The organism is Chitinophaga filiformis (assembly GCF_900102545.1).
GTDB lineage: Bacteria > Bacteroidota > Bacteroidia > Chitinophagales > Chitinophagaceae > Chitinophaga > Chitinophaga filiformis.
Map to the genome: position 1 here is coordinate 16396 of NZ_FNBN01000009.1, position 25819 is coordinate 42214.

The following is a 25819-nucleotide window of genomic DNA, read 5'->3' on the forward strand; positions in this document are numbered from 1 at the left end:
TCGTTGTTACATATATGATCATACAGTAACAATGAAAGGTCTCATATTTTTAATAATCGTATCTGTGATATTTACAGGCAGTATTATATGCGCTGCCTTTAATCCCGGACCTGTGCCATCCGGAAAGGAAACCCCGGCTTTTGCCGGATCGGCAGCATGTGCTTCCTGCCATAGTGAAATCTTCAAAAGCAGCCGTCATACAGCCCATTTTCTGACCTCTGCACTGCCGGACGATGAACATATCAAAGGCAGCTTTGCCGCCGGTAAAAACCAGTTTGTGTACAATAAATGGATGGTAGTGGAGCTGGAAAAGAAAAAAGACGTTTTCCTGCAAACTGCTTATATGAATGGTTTCCCTACGGAGCAAAGGGCCTTTGGTATTGTGGTCGGTTCGGGAAGGAAGGGGCAGACTTACCTGTATTGGGACAAGAACAGCCTGTTCCAGCTGCCGGTATCTTATTACACACCGGCCAATGATTGGTGCAATAGTCCGGGCTATTCAGAGAACTACATCCGTTTCGACAGACCAATTCCTGCTACCTGCCTGGAATGCCATGCCACTTATGCTGAATCAAAAGAAAAGAAAGATGGAAGTACCGTATTCAATAAAAAATCCATCCTCTATGGTGTCGATTGTGAAAGATGCCATGGTCCCGGTGCAGCACATGTCGCATTCCATACACAACATCCGGAGGCAAAGACTGCCAGTAATATCATCAGTACGAAAAACTTCAGCCGCCAGCAACGTCTGGATGCCTGTGCACAATGCCATTCCGGGTTAAGGAAACATACACAACCTGCGTTTAGTTTTACAGTGGGACAAAAACTGGATGACTATTCCACACCAAATTATGATGTCGATACTGTCGGCAGCCTGGATGTACACGGTAACCAATATGGCTTACTGACTGCCTGCAGATGTTTTAAAATGGCTGCCCAACTGGATTGTTCTTCCTGTCATAATGTACACGTCAGCGAACGACAGAACATGACGGCATTTTCTCAGCGCTGTATCAGCTGTCATAATGTAAATGGTGTTGCCCATGATAGCTGTTCTTATAAACCACCGGCAGGAATAGTGCTGGCGGATAATTGTGTTGACTGTCATATGCCTTTGCTGCCATCAAAGAAAATAACGCTGAAACTGGCGAATGCATCAACAGCGGAAGCGGATATGGTGCGAACGCATTTGGTAAATGTTTATCAGGATGCGACGAAAAGGTTTGTGGAGAAGATCAGATGACAAAATATAAAGGGGAAAGCTCAAAAGTAAAACGAGGCGCTGAGAATACCCTAAGTGACTATCTGATCCATCAGGTACCTGAATAAAAAGTGGGTGTATCGTACATCTGATACACCCACGACTGGTTCTTTTTATGGAACTTTATTAAAAACTCTGTTTAACATCTCCATAAATTCATCTGCCTGTTCTTTTGTTTTGATGATTTGAAACAGCGATGGGATGCCACTTACAAGTCTTCGGCGCTTAGTTGGTTTACCGGTTGTCCTGGCTTGTTCAATTAAGCACCTAATCTTTTCTTCTACTTTTTCATCTTCCATAATAATAAAATTAATTTTTTTATAGAATTAGTGTTGATAAGCAATTTGTTTATTTGTAAAAATGAAATAGTTATACAAGTATTCCGGATATCTTGGACTATCTCGTGTAATTCTTACAGCATCGGGTTTGATATCCTGAAAATCAAATGGATTTTCATATTGGTGCTTACCCAATCTGGTGATTCTTACATAATATTTCACAGCCCCTATATTGAAATAGTTGCTTAGATACTCGAAATTGTCCAGAATAATTTTATAGTATAGCATAGCCCGTGAATTGTTGGAACCATCAATTCCCAGATAATGCCCGGGATTATTGGCCAGATATGCGCGGGCATGTAAAAGAATGGTAGAAAAGGCTTTCGAATAGTCCCTGTGTTTTATTTGTGCTTTATCGTCAATCTTGCCGTTTGCCTTTAGTGGCCCAAATGCCAAATTATAGACATTTGGCATTAATTCATGTGCTTGATCGCTTATTTCTACCATTAGCTTTTTCTTACCTCCATCTGCAAGCTCTGTGTCAAAACTGGCCGATCTCATTTCACAAGATGTTGTATTAATATCATAGACATCGTCGAAGTTAATTTTAAATGTATTTGCCATTTATCTCTGTTTAAATGTGTGGATTAACTATGTGAATACACATGCCAGAGATTGATTGAAACAAATGCCCGGTTTACATGGCAATCAATGCTATACAAAACGAAATTCAACTTTTTTCTTTGTAAATAAGTTAATAGCTAGTTAACAGTGCCAAAACGAATGCAATGGCTCGAAGGTGCAGGAAGTGAACAAAATGAACAAGAGTGAAGTACAAACTAACAGGGGTTAAACTAAAGACCATTTCGCCTCCAGCTTAACCCCTGAAAAATGTGATTCGCGATCAGAACCTGTAGGTCAACGTCCCTCTGACATTAAACGGCGTCCCCGGTGTGAAATGTATCTCCGTCACCGGCGCAGCCTCATTCTTCAACCTGCTCTCCGTCGCAAACTGCGTCTCATTCCACGCCGTATTAAATATATTCTCTGTGATCAATCCTATAGTAAACTGTTTATACTGATAACTCACATTCGCATCAGTCACACAATATCCCTTCGCCACAATGCTGTTATCTTCATTAGCGGGTCTGTGCCCCAGATAGCGTGTATTAACACCCGCATTAATACCTGAGGGATGATGAATACTGATACCACCAACTGCAGTAATTACCGGCGCTAATGGAATACGGTCTTCACCTTTCGCTGCCTCATTGGAACGACCGTGCGTATAAGTAAAGTCGCCATTGATAAAGATCCATTTACCCAACTGATAACGGGCTCCGAAATCAATACCCTTGCGCGTGGTTTTACCACTGGGTTCCACTATGCCCGCATCCCCCACATATACAAACTCCTGCTCCAGGAACAGGTACCACAACGCAGTATTCAGCACCAGCTTTGGCACGGGTTTCCATACCAGTCCAAGGTCTGCACCATAAGCTGCAGGCAATGTTTTAAGCCCATTCTCTGCTACTACAACACGGGTATCATTACTATGAAATCCTTTACCCATTTTTAAGAAATACTGGACCTTATCATTAGGATTATACAGGAAATTCAGCTTAGGACTCACAATAGATTTACCCTGTGTTTGTGTCGCATAAGCAGCAGCCAGTTTATCTACATAATCAAATTTGAAATGATCCACGCGCACCGCCGGATTGATCAACCATTTACCGGCTTTATATTCTGCACTGGCATAAGCATACAGGTTGGTTTCATTCACATCTCCCAGCTTTAGCTGCTCTAATGTCGTCTTCCTGTTCACCGTATGCGACAGCTCAATGTTATTCACATCATCATTGCGTAATCCTGCAGCTACTTTTAATTCAAGTGGATTTTCTCCGGGATAGAAACTCTTGTTCAACTCTGATTCAAATCCGAAGATATTCCTGTTCTCTTTCTGCCTGATCTGGTCTCCGTTCACGGGATCTTCAAGGAAGAAAGTAAAGTTGGAATACAGCTCAAAGTTATAATGACTGTAAAATGCAGTACTTCTTACAAAGGTATTTGCATCTACATGTTTGAGATATTGAAGATTGACATTGGTGCGTTGTGTATTACCTCCTTCAGTATTGTCGATAGCACCAAAACGTGTGATCAGGCCTTCATCAACAGCCCTTTGAGGTATCTGTCCGCTGGCATCCCATTTACTGCTGAAGTGAGAAACAGATACAGACAGTTTATCATTATTCTCCATGTAAGCGGTGTACTTCCCCATCAGGTTAATACGGTTAAAGTTTTGCGGAGATACAAAGTAACCATCTGTCATCTGGTAATCTGCCGCCACATAGGCAGACTGTTTGTTATCATTCACAAGATTAAACATCCCCATGGTCCGGTAGGTATTAAATTTACCACCTTCCAGGGTGATGCCACTGTTATCAAGTCTATCCCTCGTCTTAAAAGCCACATATCCTGCTGTAGCGAGGTTTCCTTTATCTGCATGATAAGGTCCTTTATCAAAGTCAATATTCTCGATGATCTCCGGGATAAGGAAATGCAGGTCTGCATAACCCTGTCCATGCGCATGGCTAACCATATTCACCGGCATACCATCTACACTGATATTAATATCAGTACCATGATCAACATCAAATCCGCGCAGGAAGATCTGTTCAGCTTTACCTCCTCCTGCATGCTGACCAATGAACAGCCCTGGTACCTTGCGGAGCAGCTCCTGTGAAGACTTTACAGGATTGGTCTTGAGATCAATATCTGATATGATGTTCAGATGTTTGATAGAAGATGTGATCGCCACCTCATTCAATTCGAGATTGGATGCGTTCAGAACAATATATTGAGATGGTTTGTCAAGTACTACAAGTTGTGTCTTGTAAGAAACGTGTGATACTTTTACTGTATCTCCCTGTTGCCCGTCTTTGAGGCGGAAAGCGCCAACTTCATTGGTATGTGTATGTGTACCGGTACGCATATTAGAGATGGTCGCATCCTGTAAGGGATGTCTTTCACGATCGTATACAGTGCCGGTGTAATTTTGTGCATAACTTTTAATGGTACATAGTGTGAGGATCATCGTAAAGATCTTACGCATATAGAATGGCGGTTTTGGTTAATAGTTCGCAGGTAGATTAGACTGTGTCAAACGGCAAAAGTAAAAAATAGCTTAACAATTCGTTTAATATTTCACCTATAAAATCTTTCCGTTCATCCCAAATTCTTCCGTATTAACTTGTGTCCGCAACAAACTATCTCTATATTAGCGGACGTCAAAAGGTCTCAACTTTCTATTATTCCACTTTTGACTTAATCTTATTTGAACGTTATGTTACTTAGATCGAAGAATCATGCAAGCCGGTCTCTGATGGGTTTTCTGTGCCTCTATGGTATAGGAATGGCAGTTGCCCATCCCGTTTCCGCGCAGTCAGGCAAATTGCCATTGCAGGACCTATCTGCCTTCCGCGAGCCAGGACAGAGCTGGAGTATTACCAGCGATGCTTCCGCAAAACTCGACAATCCTCATGTACTGGATGCTGTAGCTGGTACTGGAGTGTTATTCAATATGCCGGATAAAAAACATCCCGGTAAAGACCTTTTCTCCACCGAAGAATATGGTGACGTGGATATTGAACTGGACTACATGATGGCACCTGGTTCCAATTCAGGTATCTATCTGCAGGGTAGGTATGAGATCCAGTTGCTGGACAGCTGGAACACCAAAGTACCTAAGCCGGGCGACAATGGTGGTATCTACGAACGTTGGGACGATAGCCGTCCTGCTGGTCAGCAGGGATACGATGGCCATGCTCCACGTGTGAATGCCAGCCGTGCTCCGGGCCTCTGGCAGCATATGAAGATCTCCTTCCTGGCACCCCGTTTTGACGCTTCCGGTAAAAAGATCGCCAATGCGCGTATGTTACTGGTAGAATTGAACGGTGTGACCATTCACGAGAATGTAGAACTAATGGGACCTACCCGTGGCTCCATTGGTGGTGGCGATGAGAAGGCAACTGGTCCGCTCCGCTTACAGGGCGATCACGGTGCTGTCGCCTTCCGTAATATCACTATTAACAAGCCATCCGCAGCACATGCTGGAAACGAAAGAGACAGGTCAGTAGATCCTATCCTGGTGGACGCACCGGTAAACACTATCCTGCGCAGCTTCATGGATGTGAAGAATAACAAACGTGTAGTACACGCTGTTTCCGTAGGTTCTCCTGAAAAAGTGCACTACACCTACGACCTCGATAAAGGCATGGTAGCACAGGTTTGGCGCGGCGAATTCCTCGACGCTACACCTATGTGGCATGAAAGAGGAAATGGTTGTTCCCGTCCACGTGGCGCTGTACAGCTCCTGGGCGAACCATTCTTTACGCTGAGCAAACTGTCTTCTCCACAGGCCACCTGGATGACCGATACTACCGGTTCAGGATACCGTCCTAAAGGTTATGTACTCGATGAAAATGACCTGCCTACTTTCCGCTACCAGGTATATGGTACCGCCGTATCTGACGTAGTGCGTGTTCTTCCTGAAGGACATGGTGTACGCCGTGAACTGACAGTAGCTACACCTGTTGACGGACTGTATGCTAAACTCGCAGAAGGTACTACCATAGAAACACCTTCAAAGGATCTGTATATTATTGATGGAAAATCTTACTATCTCCAGGTTGATGATGCCGGTGGTGAGAAACCTGTGATTCGTGAAGCAGGTGCGGCAAAAGAGCTGATCATCCCTGTTCACAGTAAACTGAGCTATTCCATCCTTTTCTAATTCCTTTCGACTATTACAAATGAAAAACATTTATAAGGCATTCATAAAAAAGACCACGTTGTATTCGCTGCTGATAGCTGCGGCAACGGGTGTGACTTCCGGGGTACGTGCCCAGGAAACGCCTAAAGAAGAAGATTTTTATAAGATCCTGAAGGTATCTTCTCCTGAAGGTACGCTGCTGGAAGTAGGTGGTTTGACCGTATTGCCGAATGGTGATCTGGGCGTATCTACCCGTCGTGGTGATGTATATGTAGTAGAGAATCCTACCAGCCGTAAACCTTACTTCCGCAAGTTTGCCAGCGGTCTGCATGAAATACTGGGCCTCGTTTGGAAAGACGGTGCGTTCTATTGTGCACAGCGTGGTGAACTCACCAAACTGGTAGATACCAACATGGACGGCAAGGCTGACGTATACGAAACAGTATTCGCATGGCCTTTGTCCGGTCACTATCATGAATACAGCTTCGGTCCGAAGATCGCACCTGATGGCTCTTTCTTCGTATCTGGCAACGTAGCTTTCGGTAACCAGGAATGGTGGCGTGGTGAAAGCCGTGTGCCCTGGAGAGGTTGGATGATGCACATCTTCCCTGACGGACATATGGAACCATATGCTACCGGCTTTCGCTCTCCATGCGGTCTGGGTATGATCAACGGTGAATTGTTCTATACAGATAACCAGGGTGACTGGTTCGGCTCCGGTGGTGTATGGCAGGTAAAACAGGGCGATTTCATCGGTCACCCTGCTGGCTTACGTTGGACAAAAGAACCTAACTCCCCTGTGAAACTCACACAGGAGCGTTTCTTCTCTCTCGTAGACGAAGGTCGTCCTAAAGACGCAAATGGCAACTACACCAAGCCTGAGAACAGCGTTACAGGTCCTTTTGTAACACTGATGGACGTGAAAAAGAAGATCCCGGAACTGCGCCTGCCTGCTGTAGTGCTGCCGCACGGTATCCAGGGTATCTCCAACTCTGAGATCGTTCAGATCCCTGAGGGTTCCTTCGGTCCCTTTGCCGGCCAGCTGCTGGTAGGCGACCAGGGTCAGAGTAAGATCATGCGTGTGGTAATGGAAAAAGTGAAAGGTGAATACCAGGGTGTGTCTTTCGACTTCCGTAGCGGTTTCCAGTCAGGTGTACTGCGTATGGCGTGGGCGAAAGATGGTTCTACCTTATTCGTAGGTGAAACCAATCGTGGCTGGGGTTCTGCCGGTGAAGCCAACGAAGGTTTACAGCGCCTGGTGTGGAATGAAAAGATGCCTTTTGAAATGAAGACGATCAGATCTAAACCTGATGGTTTTGAGATCGAATTTACCCTGCCGGTAAATAAGAAATCTGCAGAAGATCTGGCTTCTTACTCAGTAGAAAGCTTCACCTACAAATACCATTCTGTATACGGAAGTCCGATGGTGAACATTGCAAAATGTCCTGTGAAAGGAGTGAAAGTATCTGAAGACGGATTGAAAGTAAGACTGATCGTAGATAGCCTGCGTCTGGATTATGTACACAACATTACACTGGAAGGTGTACGTGAAAAAGATAATTCTTATTCATTGGTACACCCAACCGGTTATTATACGCTGCACAACCTGCCCGAAGGCGATAAACTGCCTTTAAGCCAGGCCAGTACATTCAATTCTGCTAAATCAGCCGCCGCTGCTCCTGCTGCCACAGATAAAGGAAAGACTGCTACTGCAAAAGATGCAGCCGCTGCGAAAGGTGCTGCTGCAACCACAGCTAAAACGGCTGCTACAAAAGCGCCTACTTACGATGAAGTAAAGCCACTGCTGGCAAAGTATACCTGTCTGGCTTGCCATAATGCAAGCAAACGCCAGGTAGGACCAGCATACGTGGATGTTGCGAAACGTAAATATTCTGCCGAGCAGATCCTGAAACTGTTGGCTAATCCAAAGCCACAGAACTGGCCTGATTATGCAACAGAAATGCCGCCAATGCCACAGGTACCACGTGCCGACGCATTGAAGATTGCAAACTGGATCAACTCATTGAAATAAATAGTATGCCGGCCGGATCATTTCCGGCCGGACGCTTTTTAAGGCTTATCGTGAAGTACAGTAAGCTGAGTTAAAATAATATTGCTTTGGATTGGCTTCAAGTCCACGTATGCGTCATGTATGCGTCGTGTATACGCCTGGTATACGTCGGGTATAAGGCATGTCGAAGCTATATAGACAACATACCGGAATGTGTGTTTACATTAACTGGTTGAAAATCAATATCAAGATGGTTGTAAAAAGGCCCCCGGAATTATTCCGGGGGCCTTTTTTATCTCTTGTATTAATAGTATTTTCCCTAAAATGATCAGAACTGGTTCTTCCACATCATGCTTTCTACAGGCTTGATGGTACGGCCATTATATTTGGCATTGCCTTTCTTGTTATAGAATGTTTCCACTTCTCCTTCCACCACGAAATAGATCAGCTGTCCGATTGGCATACCGGCATACACGCGCACGGGCTGAGCGCAGGAGATCTCCAGCGTCCAGGTATTACAGAAACCCACGTCTCCTTTACCTGCAGTGGCATGGATATCGATACCCAGGCGGCCGGTGCTGGACTTACCTTCCAGGAAAGGCACATGGGCATGTGTTTCCGTGTATTCCAGGGTTACGCCCAGGTAAAGAGTACCGGGTTGCAACACATATCCTTCTTCCGGGATCTCGAAATGTTCAATCTCGTTGTGGGCGCGGGCATCCAGTATTCTGTCCTTATAGGTGGCCAGGTATTTACCAAGGTGTACGTCGTAAGAGTTGGTGCCGAGATACTTCCGGTCATAAGGCGATATAACGATAGTGCCTTTTTCAATTTCCTCCAATATCCTTTTGTCTGACAGGATCATAGATCGGGTGTAATTAGTTTGTAGTAAATAGTTGTGTTAGTATTGCGCTTCCGTGTTAATGCATTCTGCATTCAGCTTTTTGCATTAATTTGGCAAGATATGCCATTAATACGTACCATACAAATCAATCCCGGCAGCCGCTTAGGTGTGTGGAAAATAGAAGAGGATGAGGCGTTTTTCCGGAAGAAGGTGAATATTTCCCCGGCAATCCACCATCCGCACAAGCGTTTACAGCATTTTGCGGGGCGGTACCTGCTGCAGGAACTGTATCCCGGCTTTCCGATTGAAAAAATTCAGGTGATGCAGAGCCGTAAGCCCTACCTGGACAGCCATAACCTGCATTTTTCCATCTCGCACTGTGGCGACAATGTGGCTGCTATCGTGAGCAGCGGAAGCGCCGTAGGAATTGATATCGAAGAGATAAAAGACAAGATAGAAGCGGTATCGCACAAGTTTTTGTCGCCGGAGGAACAGTCTTTTATCGATCCCGTACATACGTTGCCCCATAAAACCATCTGCTGGAGTGCCAAAGAGGCTGTTTATAAGTGGTATGGACTGGGAGGCGTTGATTTTAAAGAAAATATGCAACTTGCACCCTTTATATTCCAGCAGAAAGGTTTCCTGACCTGCAATTTTAACAAAGCAGATAAAATTGCACGGTTATATTTGCAATATCTGATGGAAGACGGGTTATGCTTAACCTGGACGAACGGATCTGAGGAGCTTTCAGCTGTCAGCGTGGACAACGCAGATACGGCCCGTTCAGAACACACATGACATTAAAGTTTTAAAAACAGTCAATTTGAAAATCTTTCTACTCGGCTTTATGGGCGCCGGCAAGACTTACTGGGGAAAACAACTGGCAGAGCACCTGTCGCTGCCGTTCTACGACCTTGACGATGTGATCGTGGAATCAGAAGAAATGTCTATCAGCGACATCTTCGCCACAAAAGGAGAAGACTATTTCCGTCAGCAGGAGAACTACTGGCTCAAAGAACTTTCCCGCAACGAAAACTTCCTCATATCCTGTGGTGGTGGCGCGCCCTGCTTCCAGGATAATATGGATATTATGAATAACAGTGGTACAACGATCTGGCTCAATCCAAGCCTCTCACTGATCGTAGAGCGCCTGAAACGTAAGAAGTCCAAACGCCCGCTCATCCAGGATCTGGCTGACGATGAACTGCTCGACTTCGTTGAGAAAAAGCTGGCAGAACGTGTACCATTCTACGAACAGGCACAGATCACCATTGCCGAATCCGAGACTATTAGCCTCGATTCGTTTATGCAGCGGCTGGATATAAAGGCCTGAGGTGACTCGATCATTCGCGATGATGGGACTCCATTAGGAGTCCAGTTGTTTGTAGCGCGGGGTGCAACCCCGGGGTGGGGCAAACCCGGAATATCATTTGTTGATATCCGTCATTTTTTGCATCAATTCGTTGTCATTAATTTGTTGCATTAAATAATCAAACAGCAATATACCAATGCATAAAGGATTTCTCATTATCGCAGCAGTACTGGGCGCGCTGGCCGTAACACTCGGCGCATTTGGCGCTCACAAGCTGAAGGAACTGGTGCCCCCGGAAACAGTAGGTACATTTCAGACAGGCGTTACTTATCAGTTCTATCACACATTCGCTTTGCTGGCGGTAGGTATTTTATTTACCCAGTTCCCTGCGGGGGCTAACCTGTTGGAATGGGCAGGTCGTTGCTTCTTAATCGGAGTGATCCTCTTCTCCGGTTCCTTGTACGTATTAACTGCAATAAAGGCGACCGAAACCGTAGGGTTAAGCAAAATAGGCATCATTACACCAATCGGAGGTTTATTCTTCATTGCCGGCTGGATCTGCCTGCTCTTAGCGCTGCTGAAGAAATAGTAACAAACATTAACATATCATTTAATTATCCAGGGGCTGCCTTATGGTTTAGCCCCTGTAATTTTAGGGGACGATACGCCTCAGCAGTAAAGGGACAATAGTAACATTACTGCTAATTAAACAATAGCTGCGCTGCAACACGCAATTGCGCCTGAAAACAATAAAACAACACGCATGTTCAAATACCTGATTATCATTTGCCTCAGCCTCGCAGGAACAGTGACAGCACAAGATATCAACGGCAACTGGTATGGCGTCTTTACCAATCCGCAAGGCCAGAAACAACGCCTGCAGCTACAACTCCAACGCCAGGGAAATCAGCTCAAAGGACAATTGAAAACAGACATCGCAGCCGACGCAATAGCGCTGGATACCGCCATCGCCAGGGATAAAACCCTGACATTTGTTATTAAAAATATCAGCTTTAAATACACCGGCTACTGGAACAGTATCCGCAACCGTTATGAAGGATATTTTGAACAGGTCGGCAACCGCACGCCCCTGTACTTCTCCCGGGACGATATCAAAGACCTGCCTGTCACCCGCCCCCAGGATCCATCTGAACACCCGGCGTATGATGTACAGGAAGTGAAGTTCGTGAACCCGGTAGACAAGGTCCTGCTGAGCGGTACCTTCACCAAACCAGGCGTGAAAGGCCCGTATCCTGTTATCGTCATGATCTCCGGAAGCGGCCAGCAAAATCGTGATAATGAACAGTTTGACCACCGCTCATTCGCAGTGCTCACTGACTATCTGGTAAAACATGGCATCGCTACGCTCAGGTTCGACGACCGTGGAGTAGGGGAGAGCACCGGTAACTATGACTCCTCCGGTATCTTCAATTTCGCTGAAGATGTCAAAGCTGCTGTCAGTTACCTGCGTAAACGGAACGACGCAGACACTGCCGCCATCGGATTGCTGGGATACAGTGAAGGCGGAGTTGTGGCCCAGATAGCCGCAGCCGCCGATCCTAAGATCGCTTTTATGATCACCATGGCCTCCCCCGGACTGGACGGCAGGGAGTATTACAACCGTAAACTGGCACAGGTGGCCAAAATGCTGGGAGAAAAGGATAACCATATTGAGGCTTACGTAGCCAGCTACCAGCGTTACCTGAATGTGATGACCCTCACTGCCGATCCGGCCGACAGACAACGGAGAGCCTACGCAGAACTGACCGCCCTCTATAATCACTTTAGCGACAGTACCAATACCATTGGCCGGGAAAACTTTATAGAAGCGACTTATGCCGTCGATAACAAAGCCGAAGCATTGTCCCTCCTCCAGTACGATCCCGCTACTTATCTTGCTAAAATAAAATGCCCGGTATTAGCCATCAACGGAAGCGAAGATGTAATTACAGACGCCAACACCAACCTGAAAGCCCTCGAAAGTGGGCTGGTAAAAGGTGGAAATGAATTGGTTACGATCAGAAGTTTCTCCGGACTGAACCACCTGTTCCAGCATTGCGAATCCTGTACATTGGAGGAATATGGTACCCTGGACGAGACAATAAACCCGGCTGTGTTGGAGTTTATCACAAGATGGGTACAGTTGTTGTATTAATGGGTGGACCTGAAAATTGAGAACCGGCAGCTGAAAGCAGGATATTTGATCCTTAGCTACTGATTCTTAATTGAAAATAAATTCTTAATATATCGCCCAGCGACCGTAATTTTGGAGCGCTATAATGTATGTCTAAAAATAAACTGAAAACAGAAAAACCGGAGAGTAAGAAACCTCGAGGCAACGACCCCAACGTACTTAAGCAGGACAAGGAAGTAGAGGTAAAAGTAAAAGAACTGGTAAAAGACGAAAGGACCCATAAGGTTTTGGGAGTAATATGCCTGTTGTTATCGCTCTACTGTTTTATCGCGTTTACATCTTATCTCTTTACCTGGGAAGAAGACCAGGATAAGGTATTCCGTTATTCAACCAGTCTGCTGCTGATGGACATGGATAGCGTGAAAGTGGAAAACCTCCTCGGGAGGTTAGGCGCTTTTGTCTCCCATTGGTTCTTCTATAAAGGATTCGGTATAGCTTCCTATCTGTTTTGTTACCTGTTTTTTATCCTTGGCGTCAACGCTGTGGTGGGGCGTCGTGTGTTCCGCCTCTGGCGCAATATTAAATATATCCTCTTTGGCCTGCTGTTTATCAGTACTACAGCCGCTTTCGTATCCATGCTGTCCGACTTCCCCTGGGGAGGCGCAGTAGGGGATGCTGTTAATAACTGGTTGATCGGCTTCCTCGGAAGAGCTGGGGCCGCATTGCTCCTGCTGGTAGCCGGACTGTCATGGCTGATCTGGAAATATAATTTCGATTTCAAATGGCTGGAAGAGAAACTGAAGGCTAAACCCAAACCTGCCGTAGCGCCTGCAGCGGTGCCCGAACCTGCTGTCATTGCCGTTACACCGCAACAGCCTGCCGCGAAGGAAAAGGAACCCAGAAAGAAAAACGGGCTCAGGGAATCAGGTGTTTCTGTAATACCGCCTCCCTCAGAAGATTCCGAACTGCCTGAAATGCAGCTCATTGAGCGCGAAGATGCTTCCATTACCCTGATTCCGCCTGCTAATCTGTCAGCCCGCGAAGAGGAAGATGTGGAAGAAGAGGAATTGGAAGAAGAAGAGGCCGGACCATTATTATATATAGAAGAGACAGTCGAACAGACGGCTTCCCGTAATAAAAAGAAGCCTAATACAGAGGATGTAGCCTGGGAGATCAAACCTCCGGTAGAAGAAGCAGAAGATGAAACGGAAGAGGAACCCGTAAGACAACCCGTTCAGATGGACCCTTACGAGCCTACCCTCGACCTGCGTGATTATAAATACCCGTCCCTGGAACTGCTGGACAACCACAGTACCGAAAAGATCGTACAGGACGCCAGTGAACTGGACAGGAACAAGAACCAGATCATCGACACCCTGAAGAACTATGATATTTCCATCCAGAAGATAAGCGCTACCGTAGGACCGACCGTAACCTTATACGAAATCGTACCCGCCGCCGGTGTGCGTATTTCCCGTATCAAGAACCTGGAAGATGATATTGCCCTCAGCCTTTCCGCCCTGGGTATCCGTATCATTGCGCCGATCCCGGGTAAAGGTACCATCGGTATCGAGGTGCCTAATGTGAAGAAGAGCATCGTATCGCTCAGGAACCTGCTGGCCTCTGAGAAGTTCCAGCAAAGCAGCATGGAACTCCCTATCGCCATCGGTAAAAAGATTGATAATGAGAACTTTATCGCCGACCTGGCCAAAATGCCGCACTTGCTCATGGCAGGTGCTACCGGACAAGGTAAGTCGGTCGGTATCAATACATTATTGGTTTCTCTCCTCTATAAAAAGCATCCTTCTCAGCTGAAATTCGTACTGGTGGATCCTAAAAAGGTGGAACTGTCGCTCTATAAGCTGATAGAGAAACACTTCCTGGCCAAGCTGCCGGGTGAAGAGGAAGCTATTATTACCGATACCAAAAAGGTGATCCATACCCTCAATGCACTCTGTATTGAAATGGACCTCCGCTATGACCTCCTGAAAGAGGCAGGTACCCGTAACATCAAGGAATACAACCACAAATTCGTCCAGAGAAGGCTGAACCCGCAAAGGGGACACCGCTACCTGCCATTCGTGGTCCTGGTAATCGACGAGTTTGCGGATCTGATCATGACAGCCGGTAAGGAGGTGGAAATGCCGATTGCCCGTCTGGCTCAGCTGGCCCGTGCAGTAGGTATCCACCTGATCATTGCAACGCAGCGTCCGTCTGTCAATATCATCACCGGTACCATTAAGGCCAACTTCCCGGCACGTATCGCCTTCAAGGTGTCTTCCAAGATCGACTCCCGTACTATCCTGGATATCGGCGGTGCTGAACAACTGATCGGGCAGGGTGACATGCTGGTATCCTTCAACGGTGAGCTGGTACGTCTGCAGTGTGCCTTCGTTGATACGCCGGAAGTGGAAAAAGTGGCAGAATACATCGGAGAGCAGCGGGCTTATCCCGAAGCCTACCTCTTACCGGAATATGTGGATGAGAAGGAAATGGAAGGCAAGGAGATCAGTCTGCAGGACAGGGATCCGCTCTTCGAAGAGGCCGCCCGTGTCATTGTACAGAACCAGCAGGGCTCTACTTCCCTGTTACAGCGTCGTATGAAGCTCGGCTATAACAGGGCGGGCAGGCTGATGGATCAGCTGGAAGCAGCCGGTATTGTCGGTCCGAATATGGGAAGCAAGGCCAGGGAGGTCAATGTCAAGACAGAAGCCGATCTTGAAGAGATTCTGAACGATCTCGGCTGATCGTAGTACATTTGGCTTTATATTAACTTAAGACAGAGGGGTATCGGCATAACATTTGTCTTTACAAACAGCAGAAAATAAAACTTACGAAAAATGAAGAGAATTTTATTATTGGCCATATTAGCAGGCGGTGTAGTAACGAATGGAATGGCTCAGTCCAAAGCAAGCCTGAACAGCCTGGGAAAGAATGACCCTAAAGCAAAGGCAATCCTGGACGGTGTAAGCAAGAAATTTTCACAGTTGAAATCAGTGGTGGCCAATTTTGTATTGAAAATAGAAGGTGCTAACAATAGTGTAACAGATTCTAAGAAAGGTACCGTTTATCTGAAAGGTGCAAAATATAAAGTGAACCTGGATGGTCAGGAGATCATCAGCGACAACAAAACTTCCTGGACATACGCGAAAGATGCTAACGAGGTAACAATCAATAATGTAGATCCAAATAGCTCTTCCCTGTCGCCAGCTAAACTGTTCACCAATTTCTACGATAAAGACTATCTGTACCGCCTGGATGGAGAAACTACTGAGAAAGGCAAGGTGCTGCAGAACATCGAAATGACGCCTACAGACAAGTCCAAGAACGTATTTAAAGTGATCGTGTCTATCGATAAAAAGAACCAGAGCATCTCCAAAATGAGGGTTTTTGAAAAGAACGGCAATCACTATACATATGAGATCACCAGCTTTACGCCTAATACAAACGTATCAGACGCGACTTTCAGCTTCGATCCTAAAAAGTATCCAGGTGTAGAAGTGGTAGACCTCCGCTAAAATATTGAAGGGTCTTCGTACAACCGGAGACAATAAAAGCCCGGCTATTTTTGGCCGGGCTTTTTCCATTTTATTATTACCTTTGGCAAGTTTAAATTAAAATTAAGCAATATGGCATACGACGTAATCGTAATTGGTAGTGGCCCTGGCGGATATGTGGCTGCTATCCGTGCTTCTCAGCTGGGATTTAAGACGGCAATCGTTGAAAGAGAGAGCCTGGGCGGTATTTGTTTGAACTGGGGTTGTATTCCCACGAAAGCATTACTGAAGTCTGCACAGGTCCTGGAATATATACAGCACGCTAAAACTTACGGAATTAACGTAGGTGAGGGTAGTGCTGATTTTGACGCTGTAATCAAGCGTAGTCGTGGTGTAGCTGATAAGATGAGCAAGGGCGTACAGTTCCTGATGAAGAAAAACAAGATCGAAGTGCTGATGGGTACGGCTAAGATGAAATCCAAAAGCCAGGTCGAAGTAACTGATAAAGACGGTAAAGTTGCAATACACGAAGCGAAATATGTTATCCTGGCAACAGGTGCACGTTCCCGTGAACTGCCAAATCTGAAAATAGATGGTAAGAAGGTAATTGGCTACCGTGAAGCAATGGTACTGCCAAAACAGCCTAAATCCATGATCGTTGTAGGTTCCGGCGCTATCGGCGTTGAATTTGCCTACTTCTATGCAACCCTGGGCACTAAAGTGACCATCGTTGAGTTCATGCCGCGTATCGTTCCGGTTGAAGATGAGGATATCTCTAAAGAACTGGAAAAGATCTACAAGAAGAAAGGTATCGAGATCATGACCAACGCTTCCGTTGAAGCTGTAGAAGCTGCAGGCGAAGGCGTGAAAGCTAAAGTGAAAACTGCTACCGGTGAGATCTTCCTGGAAGCTGACGTAGTACTGAGCGCTGTTGGTATCGCTGCTAACATCGAGAACCTCGGTCTGGAAGGACTGGGTGTTAAAACCGACAAGGGTAAAGTACTCGTTGACAAATACTACCAGACCAACGTTCCAGGCGTATACGCTATCGGCGACATGGTACCTGGTCAGGCGCTTGCACACGTTGCTTCTAAAGAAGGTATCGTATGCGTGGAAGCAATTGCTTACAACGAAAAGAAATACGCACATTTACCAGCACCTATCGATTATATGAACATTCCTGGCTGTACTTACTGTGCTCCGGAAATCGCATCTGTAGGTTACACTGAGAAAGCTGCGAAAGAAGCAGGTTACGAAGTGAAAGTAGGTAAATTCCCATTCTCTGCTTCCGGTAAAGCTACTGCTGCCAGCGCACCAGAAGGTTTCATCAAAGTGATCTTCGATGCTAAATACGGTGAGTGGCTGGGTACACACATGATCGGTGCTAACGTTACCGAAATCATTGCGCAGACAGTAACTGCCCGTACACTGGAGACTACTTATCAGGAAGTGCTGAATTCAATCCATCCTCACCCAACCATGAGCGAATCTGTAAAAGATGCGATCGAGGTTGCTTACGGCGAGGCGATTCACCTGTAATAATTAACTCTTCTATATTGAGAAGCCCTTCTGCTTTGCAGGAGGGCTTTTTTCGTAATCCTTCACGCCCTTCTGCATACATATCCAGGCGCTTACTTCGTCAATCCCTGTTCTTTAAGTTCCATTTAACTTTTATTTTCTGAGTATCACGGAAAGTTGTAATATTGATATAGAGCAACTGAAATCTAAACACTAAAAAATCGAGCACTAAAAGTCGAAAGTCTACAGCCGGGCACACCCGGTGTTACCCGAGTAATCAAATAATCGAAAATCCAGCAATGACGCGGTAAATCGCGAGTTGCCGCATGTCTTGCTTTACAAAAATGAAAGCATGAGCTAAGTAAATTTATCTGTCAGGTTAGCTATATCTACTGATGAACAATGTACGTATTCCATGAACGCAACAAGAGTTAATCTTTTGCCCTTCGGTCTCCGGGGAATGATATGTCCTTGCGGTACGCAGCCCACCCACTGCAGTCCTGCTACTGGTAATTGTCATCAGCCGGTACTGAATAAGTTACCTATGGCCGGTACATTTATCATCAGCTGATCAGCTAATAATATCTTCATTTTATCGAAACCCAAATCTTACAATGTATGCGTAAACACACATTAACGGCCCTCTTTTGCCTGATGGCAGGAGCAAGCGCCTGTATCGTTTCCTGTAAAAAAGAAAGTGCACCCGCTAAAACGACCAATGAAGCAGGTGTCTCTCAGACAACACTGGACCAGATCAGTGCCCTCGGATTCAGCACTGCTGAAGTACGTAAAGTAGATGGCGGCTATCTCGTGGAAGGCGACATCTTACTGAGCGAAAACGACCTTACAACAAAGGTGAACAGCCCATTCTTACGCACTGCCAAAGAAGAGCAATACCGCACCAACAACCTGGTAACCGGTTTACCCCGCGTGATCACCATCAGGGTATCTAACCTCGGTACTGCTTTCGTTGCAGGTACAGACACTGCTATCGCACGTTACAACAGACTGGGATTGACCATCACCTTCAGACGTATCACCAGCGGCACCGCCAATATCACTATCTCCGGCTTCAACCAGGGACCAAGTGGTGGTTACATCACCCTGGGATCTTCCGGTTTCCCTACCAGCAGCGGTAATCCTTACAACTCTATTCAGATGAACACCAACTCAGCAGCATACGGTTCTAATCCAAACGTATTGTACGTAGGATCTGTTATCCAGCACGAGATCGGTCACTGTATCGGTTTCCGTCATACCGATTATTATAACCGTTCACTCAGCTGCGGCGGTACTGCTACTAATGAAGGTTCTGCGGGCGTGGGCGCTATCCTGATCCCTGGCACACCAAGCGGTTTTAGCTCCAACTCCTGGATGCTGGCCTGCTCTAACGGTGGCAACCGTACCTTTAATGCTAACGATATCACTGCTTTGAACTATCTGTATTAATCCCGCTATCAGAAGAACAGCATTGATATCAGGTAGACTGATATTGTTTCAATAGAACTGACATCACTCCTGGGTGAACTAAGATGGATATAAGTTGAAAACGATACCATGTAGACTGATATTACAGCCCGTATCCTCTGATGCATGAGCACAATCTGTATAAAATATTAAAACACTTAAACGATATGCGTAAGCACGTAATAGGCGCCTTCATCTGTCTGCTGGCAGGTACACTGATGGTTTCCTGTAAAAAAGATGCAGTAAAATCGACGGCAACGTCAGAGATCTCTGATGAAACAAAAGCGAAGATCTATGCCCTGGGATTTGGTACTGACAATGTAAGAAAAGTAGCCGGAGGTTATCTCGTGGAAAATGATATCGTGTTGACAGAAGAAAATCTGAATACAAAAGTCAACAGTCCTATTTTAAGGGTGGCAGAAAGCGAGCAGTATCGCACTACCAACCTGGTATCAGTATCAGGTAGCCGTAATATTACCGTGCTGGTAAGCGGCCTCGGTGCTGCTTATGTAGCAGGTACTGACACAGCTATTGCCCGTTATAACAGGGCGGGTCTGAATATCACTTTCACCCGCATTACCAGTGGTACTGCTGATATCACTATCCAGGGCTTCTCTCAGGGACCCAGCGGTGGTTTTATCACATTGGGATCTTCTGGTTTCCCTACAGCAGCAGGCAATCCGTATAGCCAGGTCCTGATGAACACTCACCGGCAGGCATACGGAACAAATCCAAATGTACTGTATGTAGGTTCTGTGATCCAACACGAGATCGGCCACTGTATCGGCTTCCGTCATACAGATTACGACACGCGTAGCAGCTGTGGTCAGAACGTGAATGAAGGTGATGCCGGTTATGGTGCTATCCATATTCCCGGAACGCCAACAGGATTTGATGCCAACTCCTGGATGCTGGCATGCTCTAATGGTGGCGATCGTACGTTCAATGCAAACGACCTTATCGCACTCAACTATTTGTATTAATTAATAAGATCCCTTATTAGCTGATGCATGAGCAACGACGATAGTACAGGGCAGCATACCTTCAGGTACTGTTGCTGTGGCTATCGTTAAAAAAAAGCAGAGACGTAGCGAATAACTACGTCTCTGCCTTTTTATATAGAATAGAAGTTACCGCAATGTTGTACTGTACTGTTATACTATACTGCGGTACTATCCTGTTATACAGTACTGTTTATTCAGCTTTACACTCATATACAACAGAGCTGCATCGATCTACATTTTTGAGTCCTTTCCTGTAAGATATAAACCCGTTCCAGAAGCCTTTAAACAATCCATTACCACCGGTCTTGTATTTCTCACTGAGCAGGCTCACATAGAATCCATCAAACACCATCGGGTGTTTACGCACGATCCGGATCTTATGTTGTTTCAGCAAGACTTCCATAGAAGAAGGGGAGAAGTGATAAAGGTGGCGTGGTACATCATAAGCAGCCCAGAATGATTGATAATGTTCTGCATCCGGAGATGTATAATTCGGCACTGCAATGATGAGAGAGCCTTCTGGTTTCAGCAGCGTACGGATCTGTCTTAAATAATCGTGCAGGGAATGCACATGTTCAAGCACGTGCCACATGGTGATCGCATCGAACTGTTGCGCCGGTAAGGAGAACAGTTCAGAAGATGGCAGTGGTTCAATATTATAAAGTGTTTTGGCATTATTCCTGGCGATGTCGTCAGGTTCCAGGCCAGTTACCTGCCAGCCAAGTTGTTTCATATAGTGAAGGAAGGCGCCGGTACCACAACCTATATCCAGCAGTGTACCTTGTTTGAGTCCTGTGGCAGCCTTCACCCAATTCTGTTTGGAACGCATCGTGATCTTTCTCACGCTATGATACAAGCGGTTAATCAATCCCTTGCGTGTCTCAGAATGAGAGATATAATCCTGTGATTGATAGTAACGTCCTATCTCCGCAGGGCCCGGAACATGTTGGGTAAACCTTCCGCTGCAATGCCCGCAATGATAGATGTCAAACGATTCGCCCGATACAGTATAATCCCTGGCAGTCAGTACCTTGTGTATATTGCCCGCCCCACACACCGGGCAGGCGTTATAATAAATAGAAGACATGGCCTAAAAATACAATACTATTATGAATTACAGATGATCAAATGCGAATTGCACGGCAAACAACTATAACCAGTAGTCCAATGAAAGGGAACTACTGTAGTAAATAATCAAACTCCCTTATACTCTCCCCACACCTTCCTCAGAGTATCCGCAATCTCTCCCAGCGTACAGTACGCCTCCACCGCCTCCACTACAATCGGCATCAGGTTCTCGTCTGTATGTGCCGCATTTTCCAGGCGCTGCAACAATGCTGCCACCGCAGTATTATCCCGTTTGGCCCGTAACGCCTGCAGTCGCTCGGTTTGCACCTGCCTGATACTATCATCGATCCGGAACACCTCTGTACCAACATCTTCGCGCACAGCGAATTTATTCATCCCCACGATGATCTTCTCTCCATTCTCAATCTCCTGCTGATAACGATAAGCACTCCTTGCTATCTCATCCTGCATAAACCCTTGCTCAATCGCACTAACAGCGCCTCCCATCACATCTATCCGTTCAATCAGCTCCCATGCACGGGACTCTACTTCATTTGTCAGCGCTTCCACATAGTAAGATCCCGCCAGCGGATCCACCGTATCTGCAACACCGCTCTCATACCCCACAATCTGCTGCGTACGCAACGCGATACGTGCCGCGGCTTCTGTAGGAAGGGACAGCGCCTCGTCGTAGCCATTGGTATGCAGCGACTGCGTACCACCCAGCGTTGCCGCCAATGTCTGCACCGTCACCCGCACGATGTTGTTGTGCGGCTGCTGTGCTGTTAATGTACTGCCGCCTGTTTGTGTATGAAAACGTAACATCTGTGCCTTGGGATCTGTCGCTCCCATTCCTTTCGTTATATGCGCCCACATACGACGGGCAGCACGGAATTTGGCTACCTCCTCAAACAGGTGATTATGCGCATTAAAGAAGAAGGAGAGACGGCGGGCGAAGACATTTATATCCAGCCCCTTGTCCAATGCTGCTTTTAGATACGCCTTACCGTTAGCAAGCGTAAACGCCAGCTCCTGCACCGCATTAGCACCCGCTTCGCGGATATGATAGCCGGAGATGGAGATGGTATTCCATTTAGGTACCTCACGACTGCAATAATCAAAGATGTCGGTAATGAGCCGCATAGAAGGCTTGGGCGGATAGATGAAGGTTCCCCGGGCAGCATATTCTTTTAGAATATCATTCTGAATGGTACCGGAGATCTTCTTCAGATCAGCGCCCTGCTTTTTGGCCAGGGCAATATAGAGCGCAAGTAAGATAAAGCCAGTGGCATTGATGGTCATGGAGGTGGAGATCTCCTCCAGTTTGATGCCTTTGAAGAGGCGCTCCATATCCTCCAGTGAGTCGATAGCAACGCCCACTTTCCCCACCTCGCCCTCCGACATGGCATGATCAGAATCATAGCCAATCTGGGTAGGCAGGTCAAAAGCCACGCTGAGACCCATTACTCCCTGCTGTAGTAAGTAGTGATAACGTTCGTTGGAAGCTTCTGCAGTGCTGAATCCCGCATACTGCCGCATTGTCCACAGCTTATCCCGGTACATGGAAGCGTGTACACCCCTTGTAAAAGGAAATTCGCCAGGTAACTCCTGCATCGGCACTGGTTCGGTATATACAGGTGCAATCGTGATACCGGCATCTGTTTTGATACTATCTTTCATAATCTGATTTTCGTGGAATGAAATGTCGTAAGAGCAATGTTACATAATTATTACGGCATTGCGGTGGAGCTCAAATTTGATAATTTGCAAAAAGTTTTTTTCTGATAAGCCATGTTTATTTACGCTTTGTTACTACTCACATTTGCCCTGGCTCTTCTAAGCATTTTCCTGGTCTTTGTTGCATCCGGCAGGATCTTCCGGCATGGCTGGTCACTGTTTATCCTGGGACTTTCCCTCGGCCTGTTTATTTATCTCTATGGTACCTGGATTTACCTTAGTGTTGATGCTAAATGGGGATTTGGCATCTGTCTGCTGCTAACCCTGTTACTGGGCTTCTTTCGCAAAAAGAAAAATACACCCGTGCCACGTGTATGGCGTTTTATCGGTAATATGTTCTTTTCGGCATTGTTCATCACGCTTAGCATCCTGTACTTTACCGGTACAACAGGAAAGGCGCGGGCTATAGACCTGGCTTTCCCACTGAAGACAGGCCGGTATTTTGTATTGCAGGGGGGAAAGGGGCTGCCTACAAACCTGTTCCATTACAGTCTGCGTGGAGCAATATATGCCATGGATATCGTGAAGTTGAGGCCTAATGGCAGTAGAGCCAGGGCGATATTCAGCCGCCGCCTGGAAGATTACGAAATATACGGCGATACGCTGTACAGTCCCTGTGACGGCCGTATTGTCAAAGCCATAGGGGACGATCCGGACAATATTCCGCCTGACATGATCAGGGGACCGCACAATACCAACCAGGTGCTGATAGAAACGGTGAACAGCTATGTGTTCCTGGCCCATCTGAAACATGGCAGTGTGATCGTAAAAGAAGGAGATGTGGTAAAGCAGGGAGATCCCCTGGGATGTGTGGGTAACTCAGGATTCAGTTCAGAACCTCATCTGCATATACAGGCGCATGTAAAAGTGCCGGGCATCCCCTGGTATTTGTCGCCACCCCGCTATATCCATTTTAACGGAAGAGGGTATCTGCTGTATGAAGTGATAAGACCCCAGCGGGTACAGATGGTGAAGAAGTAATTATAGAGAAGCTAAGCGGTTAAAATAACCGTTTAGCTTCTGCATTTAATATCTGTGAAGTCAGTTCGGAAGGAGAAGTTTCCGCCTGCAGGAATATTTCCAGTATCTGTTTGTTCAGGTCCATTGCCGTAGCATCAGGAGGAAGCTGGCTCGCTACCTGGTTGATGATGGTGATGGTTTGTTCTTTCAGTGTTTTTACCGCTTCCCAGGCGATAGGAGACACATAGATCTGCTGAGCAATGTTGTGTTCATATTCAGCTTTAATAGTTTGTACCAGGCCCACCTGCATATCTACTGCTGTTAATCCCGGCTGGAATATGCGTCCGATCAGGTTCTGCAGGTTAATACGCTCTACCAGCAATACCAGGCGCTCATAAGCCTGCAGCTGTAATGGCAGGATCGCTTTATCAACAGCTGGTTTTGATGCATTTTCCGCTGGCGCGGGAGCGGCTTCCGGTTTGCGGATCATGTCTTTTAAGGTCATATAAAGGATTGCCAGCACACCGGCGCCCAGTACGATAAATAGCAAAGTGCTATTAGAAATGTTGCCCATTCAGATTGATTATTACAGATGCAAATATATGGAAATGAATTAATATGCAAGGGTTTCCAAAAATAGAAAGCTCCGGCATTTGATGATACCGGAGCTACAAATATTAATGATGATTTAATGATCAGCTTAATTGTGCAAACCCTTCTTTCAGGCGTTTCATACCTTCCTCCAGTTTCGCCATGGAAGTAGCATAGGAGAGGCGGATACAGTCAGGCTGTTCAAAGGCGGCTCCTGTTACAGTAGAAACGTTCACTTTATGCAGCAGGTACATACATACATCATCTGCATTTTTGATCACCTCACCGTCGTAGGATTTACCAAAGAATGCGCTTACATCCGGGAACATATAGAATGCGCCGTCCGGCTCGATCAGTTTCAGCCCAGGTATGTTGCTGAGCTGTTCGAAAACGAAAGCACGTCTTTTCCTGAACTCATCCACCATCGCATGTGCAGTAGTCAGATCGCCATTGAGGGCGGCAACAGCAGCACGCTGGGTAATAGAGCTGGTAGCAGAAGTGAACTGGCTCTGGATATTCTCAGCAGCTTTTGCCAGCGCCTTTGGAGCGGCCAGGTAGCCAAGACGCCAGCCAGTCATGGCAAAGCCTTTACTGAGACCATTGATGATGATGGTACGTTCCTGCATGCCTTCAAACTGGGCAATGCTTTCGTGTTTACCAACATAGTTGATATATTCATAGATCTCGTCGGCCATGATATAGATCTGGGGATGTTTTGCAAATACATCCGCCAGCGCTTTCAGCTCTTCCTTGCTGTATACGGAGCCGGTTGGATTACAGGGAGAAGAAAACATAAACAGTTTTGTCTTCGGTGTAATGGCCGCTTCCAGCTGGGCAGGCGTGATCTTATACTTGTTTTCGATACTGCAGGGAATGAATACTACTTCTCCCTGGCAGAGTTTCACCAGTTCTGAATAAGTAACCCAGTAGGGAGTAGGGATGATCACTTCATCACCAGGATTGATGATACTCAGTACTGCGTTGGCTATGCTCTGCTTTGCGCCTGTTGACACCACGATCTGTTCAGGCGTATATTCCAGTCCGTTATCGCGCTGCAGCTTGTGCACCACAGCCTTGCGCAGTTCCGGAATACCCGCAACAGGCGTATAATGTGTAAAGCCTTCATCGATGGCTTTCTTTGCAGCCTCCCTGATATGGGCAGGTGTGTCAAAATCAGGCTCTCCAATGCTCAGATCTACAATGTCTATACCCTGGGCTTTCAGCTCACGGCTTAATTTAGCCATCTTAATCGTTTGAGGCTCGGATATCCTCGACAGCCTTTCGGCGAGTTCCATTTCCTTCATACAATAACAGTTTTATAGGGTTAACTGGAGACAAACCTACAATAAATTTGCAAGTGTCA

21 protein-coding genes are annotated in these 25819 nt (G+C 46.3%); 13 read left to right on the forward strand and 8 right to left on the reverse strand.

The features are described 5' to 3' along the window. Window positions 1-31: 31 nt before the first annotated feature. Window positions 32-1243 carry a multiheme c-type cytochrome gene (locus BLR32_RS27435; protein ID WP_089836707.1) on the forward strand — a complete coding sequence of 404 codons (1212 nt, stop codon included), beginning with the start codon at window positions 32-34 and terminating at the stop codon, window positions 1241-1243. 131 nt (window positions 1244-1374) lie between these two features. On the opposite strand, the gene BLR32_RS27440 is transcribed toward BLR32_RS27435, so the two are convergent. The 3 genes from BLR32_RS27440 to BLR32_RS27450 all read right to left on the reverse strand — a co-directional run bounded on the left by BLR32_RS27440 (window position 1375) and on the right by BLR32_RS27450 (window position 4654). Beyond that, entirely contained in the window at window positions 1375-1560 is a 186-nt protein-coding gene (locus tag BLR32_RS27440) for a hypothetical protein (protein ID WP_089836709.1), read from the reverse strand. 27 nt (window positions 1561-1587) lie between these two features. Continuing rightward, a complete protein-coding gene (locus BLR32_RS27445; RefSeq protein ID WP_089836711.1) occupies window positions 1588-2163 on the reverse strand; it encodes a DUF6934 family protein in 576 nt (191 codons plus the stop codon). Window positions 2164-2443: 280 nt separating this feature from the next. Beyond that, a complete protein-coding gene (locus BLR32_RS27450; protein ID WP_089836713.1) occupies window positions 2444-4654 on the reverse strand; it encodes a TonB-dependent receptor in 2211 nt (736 codons plus the stop codon). A gap of 231 nt (window positions 4655-4885) precedes the next feature. On the opposite strand from BLR32_RS27450, the gene BLR32_RS27455 reads away from it, so the two are divergent. Continuing rightward, window positions 4886-6334 carry a 3-keto-disaccharide hydrolase gene (locus BLR32_RS27455; RefSeq protein WP_089836715.1) on the forward strand — a complete coding sequence of 483 codons (1449 nt, stop codon included), beginning with the start codon at window positions 4886-4888 and terminating at the stop codon, window positions 6332-6334. A 19-nt stretch (window positions 6335-6353) separates the two neighbouring features. Next, complete coding sequence (locus tag BLR32_RS27460; RefSeq protein WP_089836717.1) at window positions 6354-8345, forward strand: hypothetical protein; 1992 nt, start codon at window positions 6354-6356, stop codon at window positions 8343-8345. Window positions 8346-8652: 307 nt separating this feature from the next. On the opposite strand, the gene dcd is transcribed toward BLR32_RS27460, so the two are convergent. Beyond that, a complete protein-coding gene (dcd, locus tag BLR32_RS27465; protein WP_089836719.1) occupies window positions 8653-9189 on the reverse strand; it encodes a dCTP deaminase in 537 nt (178 codons plus the stop codon). 99 nt (window positions 9190-9288) lie between these two features. Here dcd and BLR32_RS27470 point away from each other — a divergent pair, with 99 nt between their 5' ends. From BLR32_RS27470 to BLR32_RS27510, 9 genes are all read left to right on the forward strand, one after another. Then, complete coding sequence (locus BLR32_RS27470; protein WP_089836722.1) at window positions 9289-9966, forward strand: 4'-phosphopantetheinyl transferase family protein; 678 nt, start codon at window positions 9289-9291, stop codon at window positions 9964-9966. Between the two features lie 25 nt (window positions 9967-9991). Next, window positions 9992-10501, forward strand: coding sequence for a shikimate kinase (locus tag BLR32_RS27475; protein ID WP_089836724.1), 510 nt, complete (start codon window positions 9992-9994; stop codon window positions 10499-10501). A 175-nt stretch (window positions 10502-10676) separates the two neighbouring features. Beyond that, window positions 10677-11069 carry a DUF423 domain-containing protein gene (locus tag BLR32_RS27480; protein ID WP_089836726.1) on the forward strand — a complete coding sequence of 131 codons (393 nt, stop codon included), beginning with the start codon at window positions 10677-10679 and terminating at the stop codon, window positions 11067-11069. A 174-nt stretch (window positions 11070-11243) separates the two neighbouring features. Further along, the gene (locus BLR32_RS27485) at window positions 11244-12635 is read left to right on the forward strand and encodes an alpha/beta hydrolase family protein (RefSeq protein ID WP_089836728.1); all 1392 of its coding nucleotides are present in this window, start codon (window positions 11244-11246) and stop codon (window positions 12633-12635) included. A gap of 128 nt (window positions 12636-12763) precedes the next feature. After that, entirely contained in the window at window positions 12764-15361 is a 2598-nt protein-coding gene (locus BLR32_RS27490; protein ID WP_089836730.1) for an FtsK/SpoIIIE family DNA translocase, read from the forward strand. 93 nt (window positions 15362-15454) lie between these two features. Beyond that, window positions 15455-16132, forward strand: coding sequence for an outer membrane lipoprotein periplasmic chaperone LolA1 (locus tag BLR32_RS27495; protein ID WP_089836732.1), 678 nt, complete (start codon window positions 15455-15457; stop codon window positions 16130-16132). Window positions 16133-16243: 111 nt separating this feature from the next. Beyond that, complete coding sequence (gene lpdA / locus BLR32_RS27500; RefSeq protein WP_089836734.1) at window positions 16244-17650, forward strand: dihydrolipoyl dehydrogenase; 1407 nt, start codon at window positions 16244-16246, stop codon at window positions 17648-17650. A gap of 597 nt (window positions 17651-18247) precedes the next feature. Continuing rightward, window positions 18248-19078: a M57 family metalloprotease gene (locus BLR32_RS27505; RefSeq protein ID WP_089836736.1), complete on the forward strand. Its 831-nt coding sequence runs from the start codon at window positions 18248-18250 to the stop codon at window positions 19076-19078. Between the two features lie 185 nt (window positions 19079-19263). Further along, window positions 19264-20079: a M57 family metalloprotease gene (locus tag BLR32_RS27510; RefSeq protein WP_089837242.1), complete on the forward strand. Its 816-nt coding sequence runs from the start codon at window positions 19264-19266 to the stop codon at window positions 20077-20079. 211 nt (window positions 20080-20290) lie between these two features. Here the strand turns inward: BLR32_RS27510 and BLR32_RS27515 are convergent, their stop codons facing one another. Next, entirely contained in the window at window positions 20291-21187 is an 897-nt protein-coding gene (locus BLR32_RS27515; RefSeq protein WP_089836738.1) for a class I SAM-dependent methyltransferase, read from the reverse strand. A gap of 107 nt (window positions 21188-21294) precedes the next feature. Then, a complete protein-coding gene (locus tag BLR32_RS27520) occupies window positions 21295-22848 on the reverse strand; it encodes an acyl-CoA mutase large subunit family protein (RefSeq protein ID WP_089836740.1) in 1554 nt (517 codons plus the stop codon). Between the two features lie 111 nt (window positions 22849-22959). Between BLR32_RS27520 and BLR32_RS27525 the strand changes: the two genes are divergently transcribed. Then, the gene (locus BLR32_RS27525) at window positions 22960-23886 is read left to right on the forward strand and encodes a M23 family metallopeptidase (protein WP_089836742.1); all 927 of its coding nucleotides are present in this window, start codon (window positions 22960-22962) and stop codon (window positions 23884-23886) included. A gap of 19 nt (window positions 23887-23905) precedes the next feature. Here the strand turns inward: BLR32_RS27525 and BLR32_RS27530 are convergent, their stop codons facing one another. Together BLR32_RS27530 and BLR32_RS27535 are read right to left on the reverse strand one after the other, a co-directional pair. Beyond that, window positions 23906-24439 carry a DUF7935 family protein gene (locus BLR32_RS27530; RefSeq protein ID WP_089836744.1) on the reverse strand — a complete coding sequence of 178 codons (534 nt, stop codon included), beginning with the start codon at window positions 24437-24439 and terminating at the stop codon, window positions 23906-23908. 121 nt (window positions 24440-24560) lie between these two features. Further along, window positions 24561-25760, reverse strand: a complete 1200-nt coding sequence (locus BLR32_RS27535) for a pyridoxal phosphate-dependent aminotransferase (protein ID WP_089836746.1) — start codon at window positions 25758-25760, stop codon at window positions 24561-24563. Window positions 25761-25819: the final 59 nt, after the last annotated feature.

Coding starts and splice junctions, on each gene's coding strand:
- BLR32_RS27435 (WP_089836707.1), top strand. CDS start 32: ATGAAAGGTCTCATATTTTTAATAATCGTATCTGTGATATTTACAGGC.
- BLR32_RS27440 (WP_089836709.1), bottom strand. CDS start 1,560: ATGGAAGATGAAAAAGTAGAAGAAAAGATTAGGTGCTTAATTGAACAA.
- BLR32_RS27445 (WP_089836711.1), bottom strand. CDS start 2,163: ATGGCAAATACATTTAAAATTAACTTCGACGATGTCTATGATATTAAT.
- BLR32_RS27450 (WP_089836713.1), bottom strand. CDS start 4,654: ATGCGTAAGATCTTTACGATGATCCTCACACTATGTACCATTAAAAGT.
- BLR32_RS27455 (WP_089836715.1), top strand. CDS start 4,886: ATGTTACTTAGATCGAAGAATCATGCAAGCCGGTCTCTGATGGGTTTT.
- BLR32_RS27460 (WP_089836717.1), top strand. CDS start 6,354: ATGAAAAACATTTATAAGGCATTCATAAAAAAGACCACGTTGTATTCG.
- dcd (WP_089836719.1), bottom strand. CDS start 9,189: ATGATCCTGTCAGACAAAAGGATATTGGAGGAAATTGAAAAAGGCACT.
- BLR32_RS27470 (WP_089836722.1), top strand. CDS start 9,289: ATGCCATTAATACGTACCATACAAATCAATCCCGGCAGCCGCTTAGGT.
- BLR32_RS27480 (WP_089836726.1), top strand. CDS start 10,677: ATGCATAAAGGATTTCTCATTATCGCAGCAGTACTGGGCGCGCTGGCC.
- BLR32_RS27485 (WP_089836728.1), top strand. CDS start 11,244: ATGTTCAAATACCTGATTATCATTTGCCTCAGCCTCGCAGGAACAGTG.
- BLR32_RS27490 (WP_089836730.1), top strand. CDS start 12,764: ATGTCTAAAAATAAACTGAAAACAGAAAAACCGGAGAGTAAGAAACCT.
- BLR32_RS27495 (WP_089836732.1), top strand. CDS start 15,455: ATGAAGAGAATTTTATTATTGGCCATATTAGCAGGCGGTGTAGTAACG.
- lpdA (WP_089836734.1), top strand. CDS start 16,244: ATGGCATACGACGTAATCGTAATTGGTAGTGGCCCTGGCGGATATGTG.
- BLR32_RS27505 (WP_089836736.1), top strand. CDS start 18,248: ATGCGTAAACACACATTAACGGCCCTCTTTTGCCTGATGGCAGGAGCA.
- BLR32_RS27510 (WP_089837242.1), top strand. CDS start 19,264: ATGCGTAAGCACGTAATAGGCGCCTTCATCTGTCTGCTGGCAGGTACA.
- BLR32_RS27515 (WP_089836738.1), bottom strand. CDS start 21,187: ATGTCTTCTATTTATTATAACGCCTGCCCGGTGTGTGGGGCGGGCAAT.
- BLR32_RS27520 (WP_089836740.1), bottom strand. CDS start 22,848: ATGAAAGATAGTATCAAAACAGATGCCGGTATCACGATTGCACCTGTA.
- BLR32_RS27525 (WP_089836742.1), top strand. CDS start 22,960: ATGTTTATTTACGCTTTGTTACTACTCACATTTGCCCTGGCTCTTCTA.
- BLR32_RS27530 (WP_089836744.1), bottom strand. CDS start 24,439: ATGGGCAACATTTCTAATAGCACTTTGCTATTTATCGTACTGGGCGCC.
- BLR32_RS27535 (WP_089836746.1), bottom strand. CDS start 25,760: ATGAAGGAAATGGAACTCGCCGAAAGGCTGTCGAGGATATCCGAGCCT.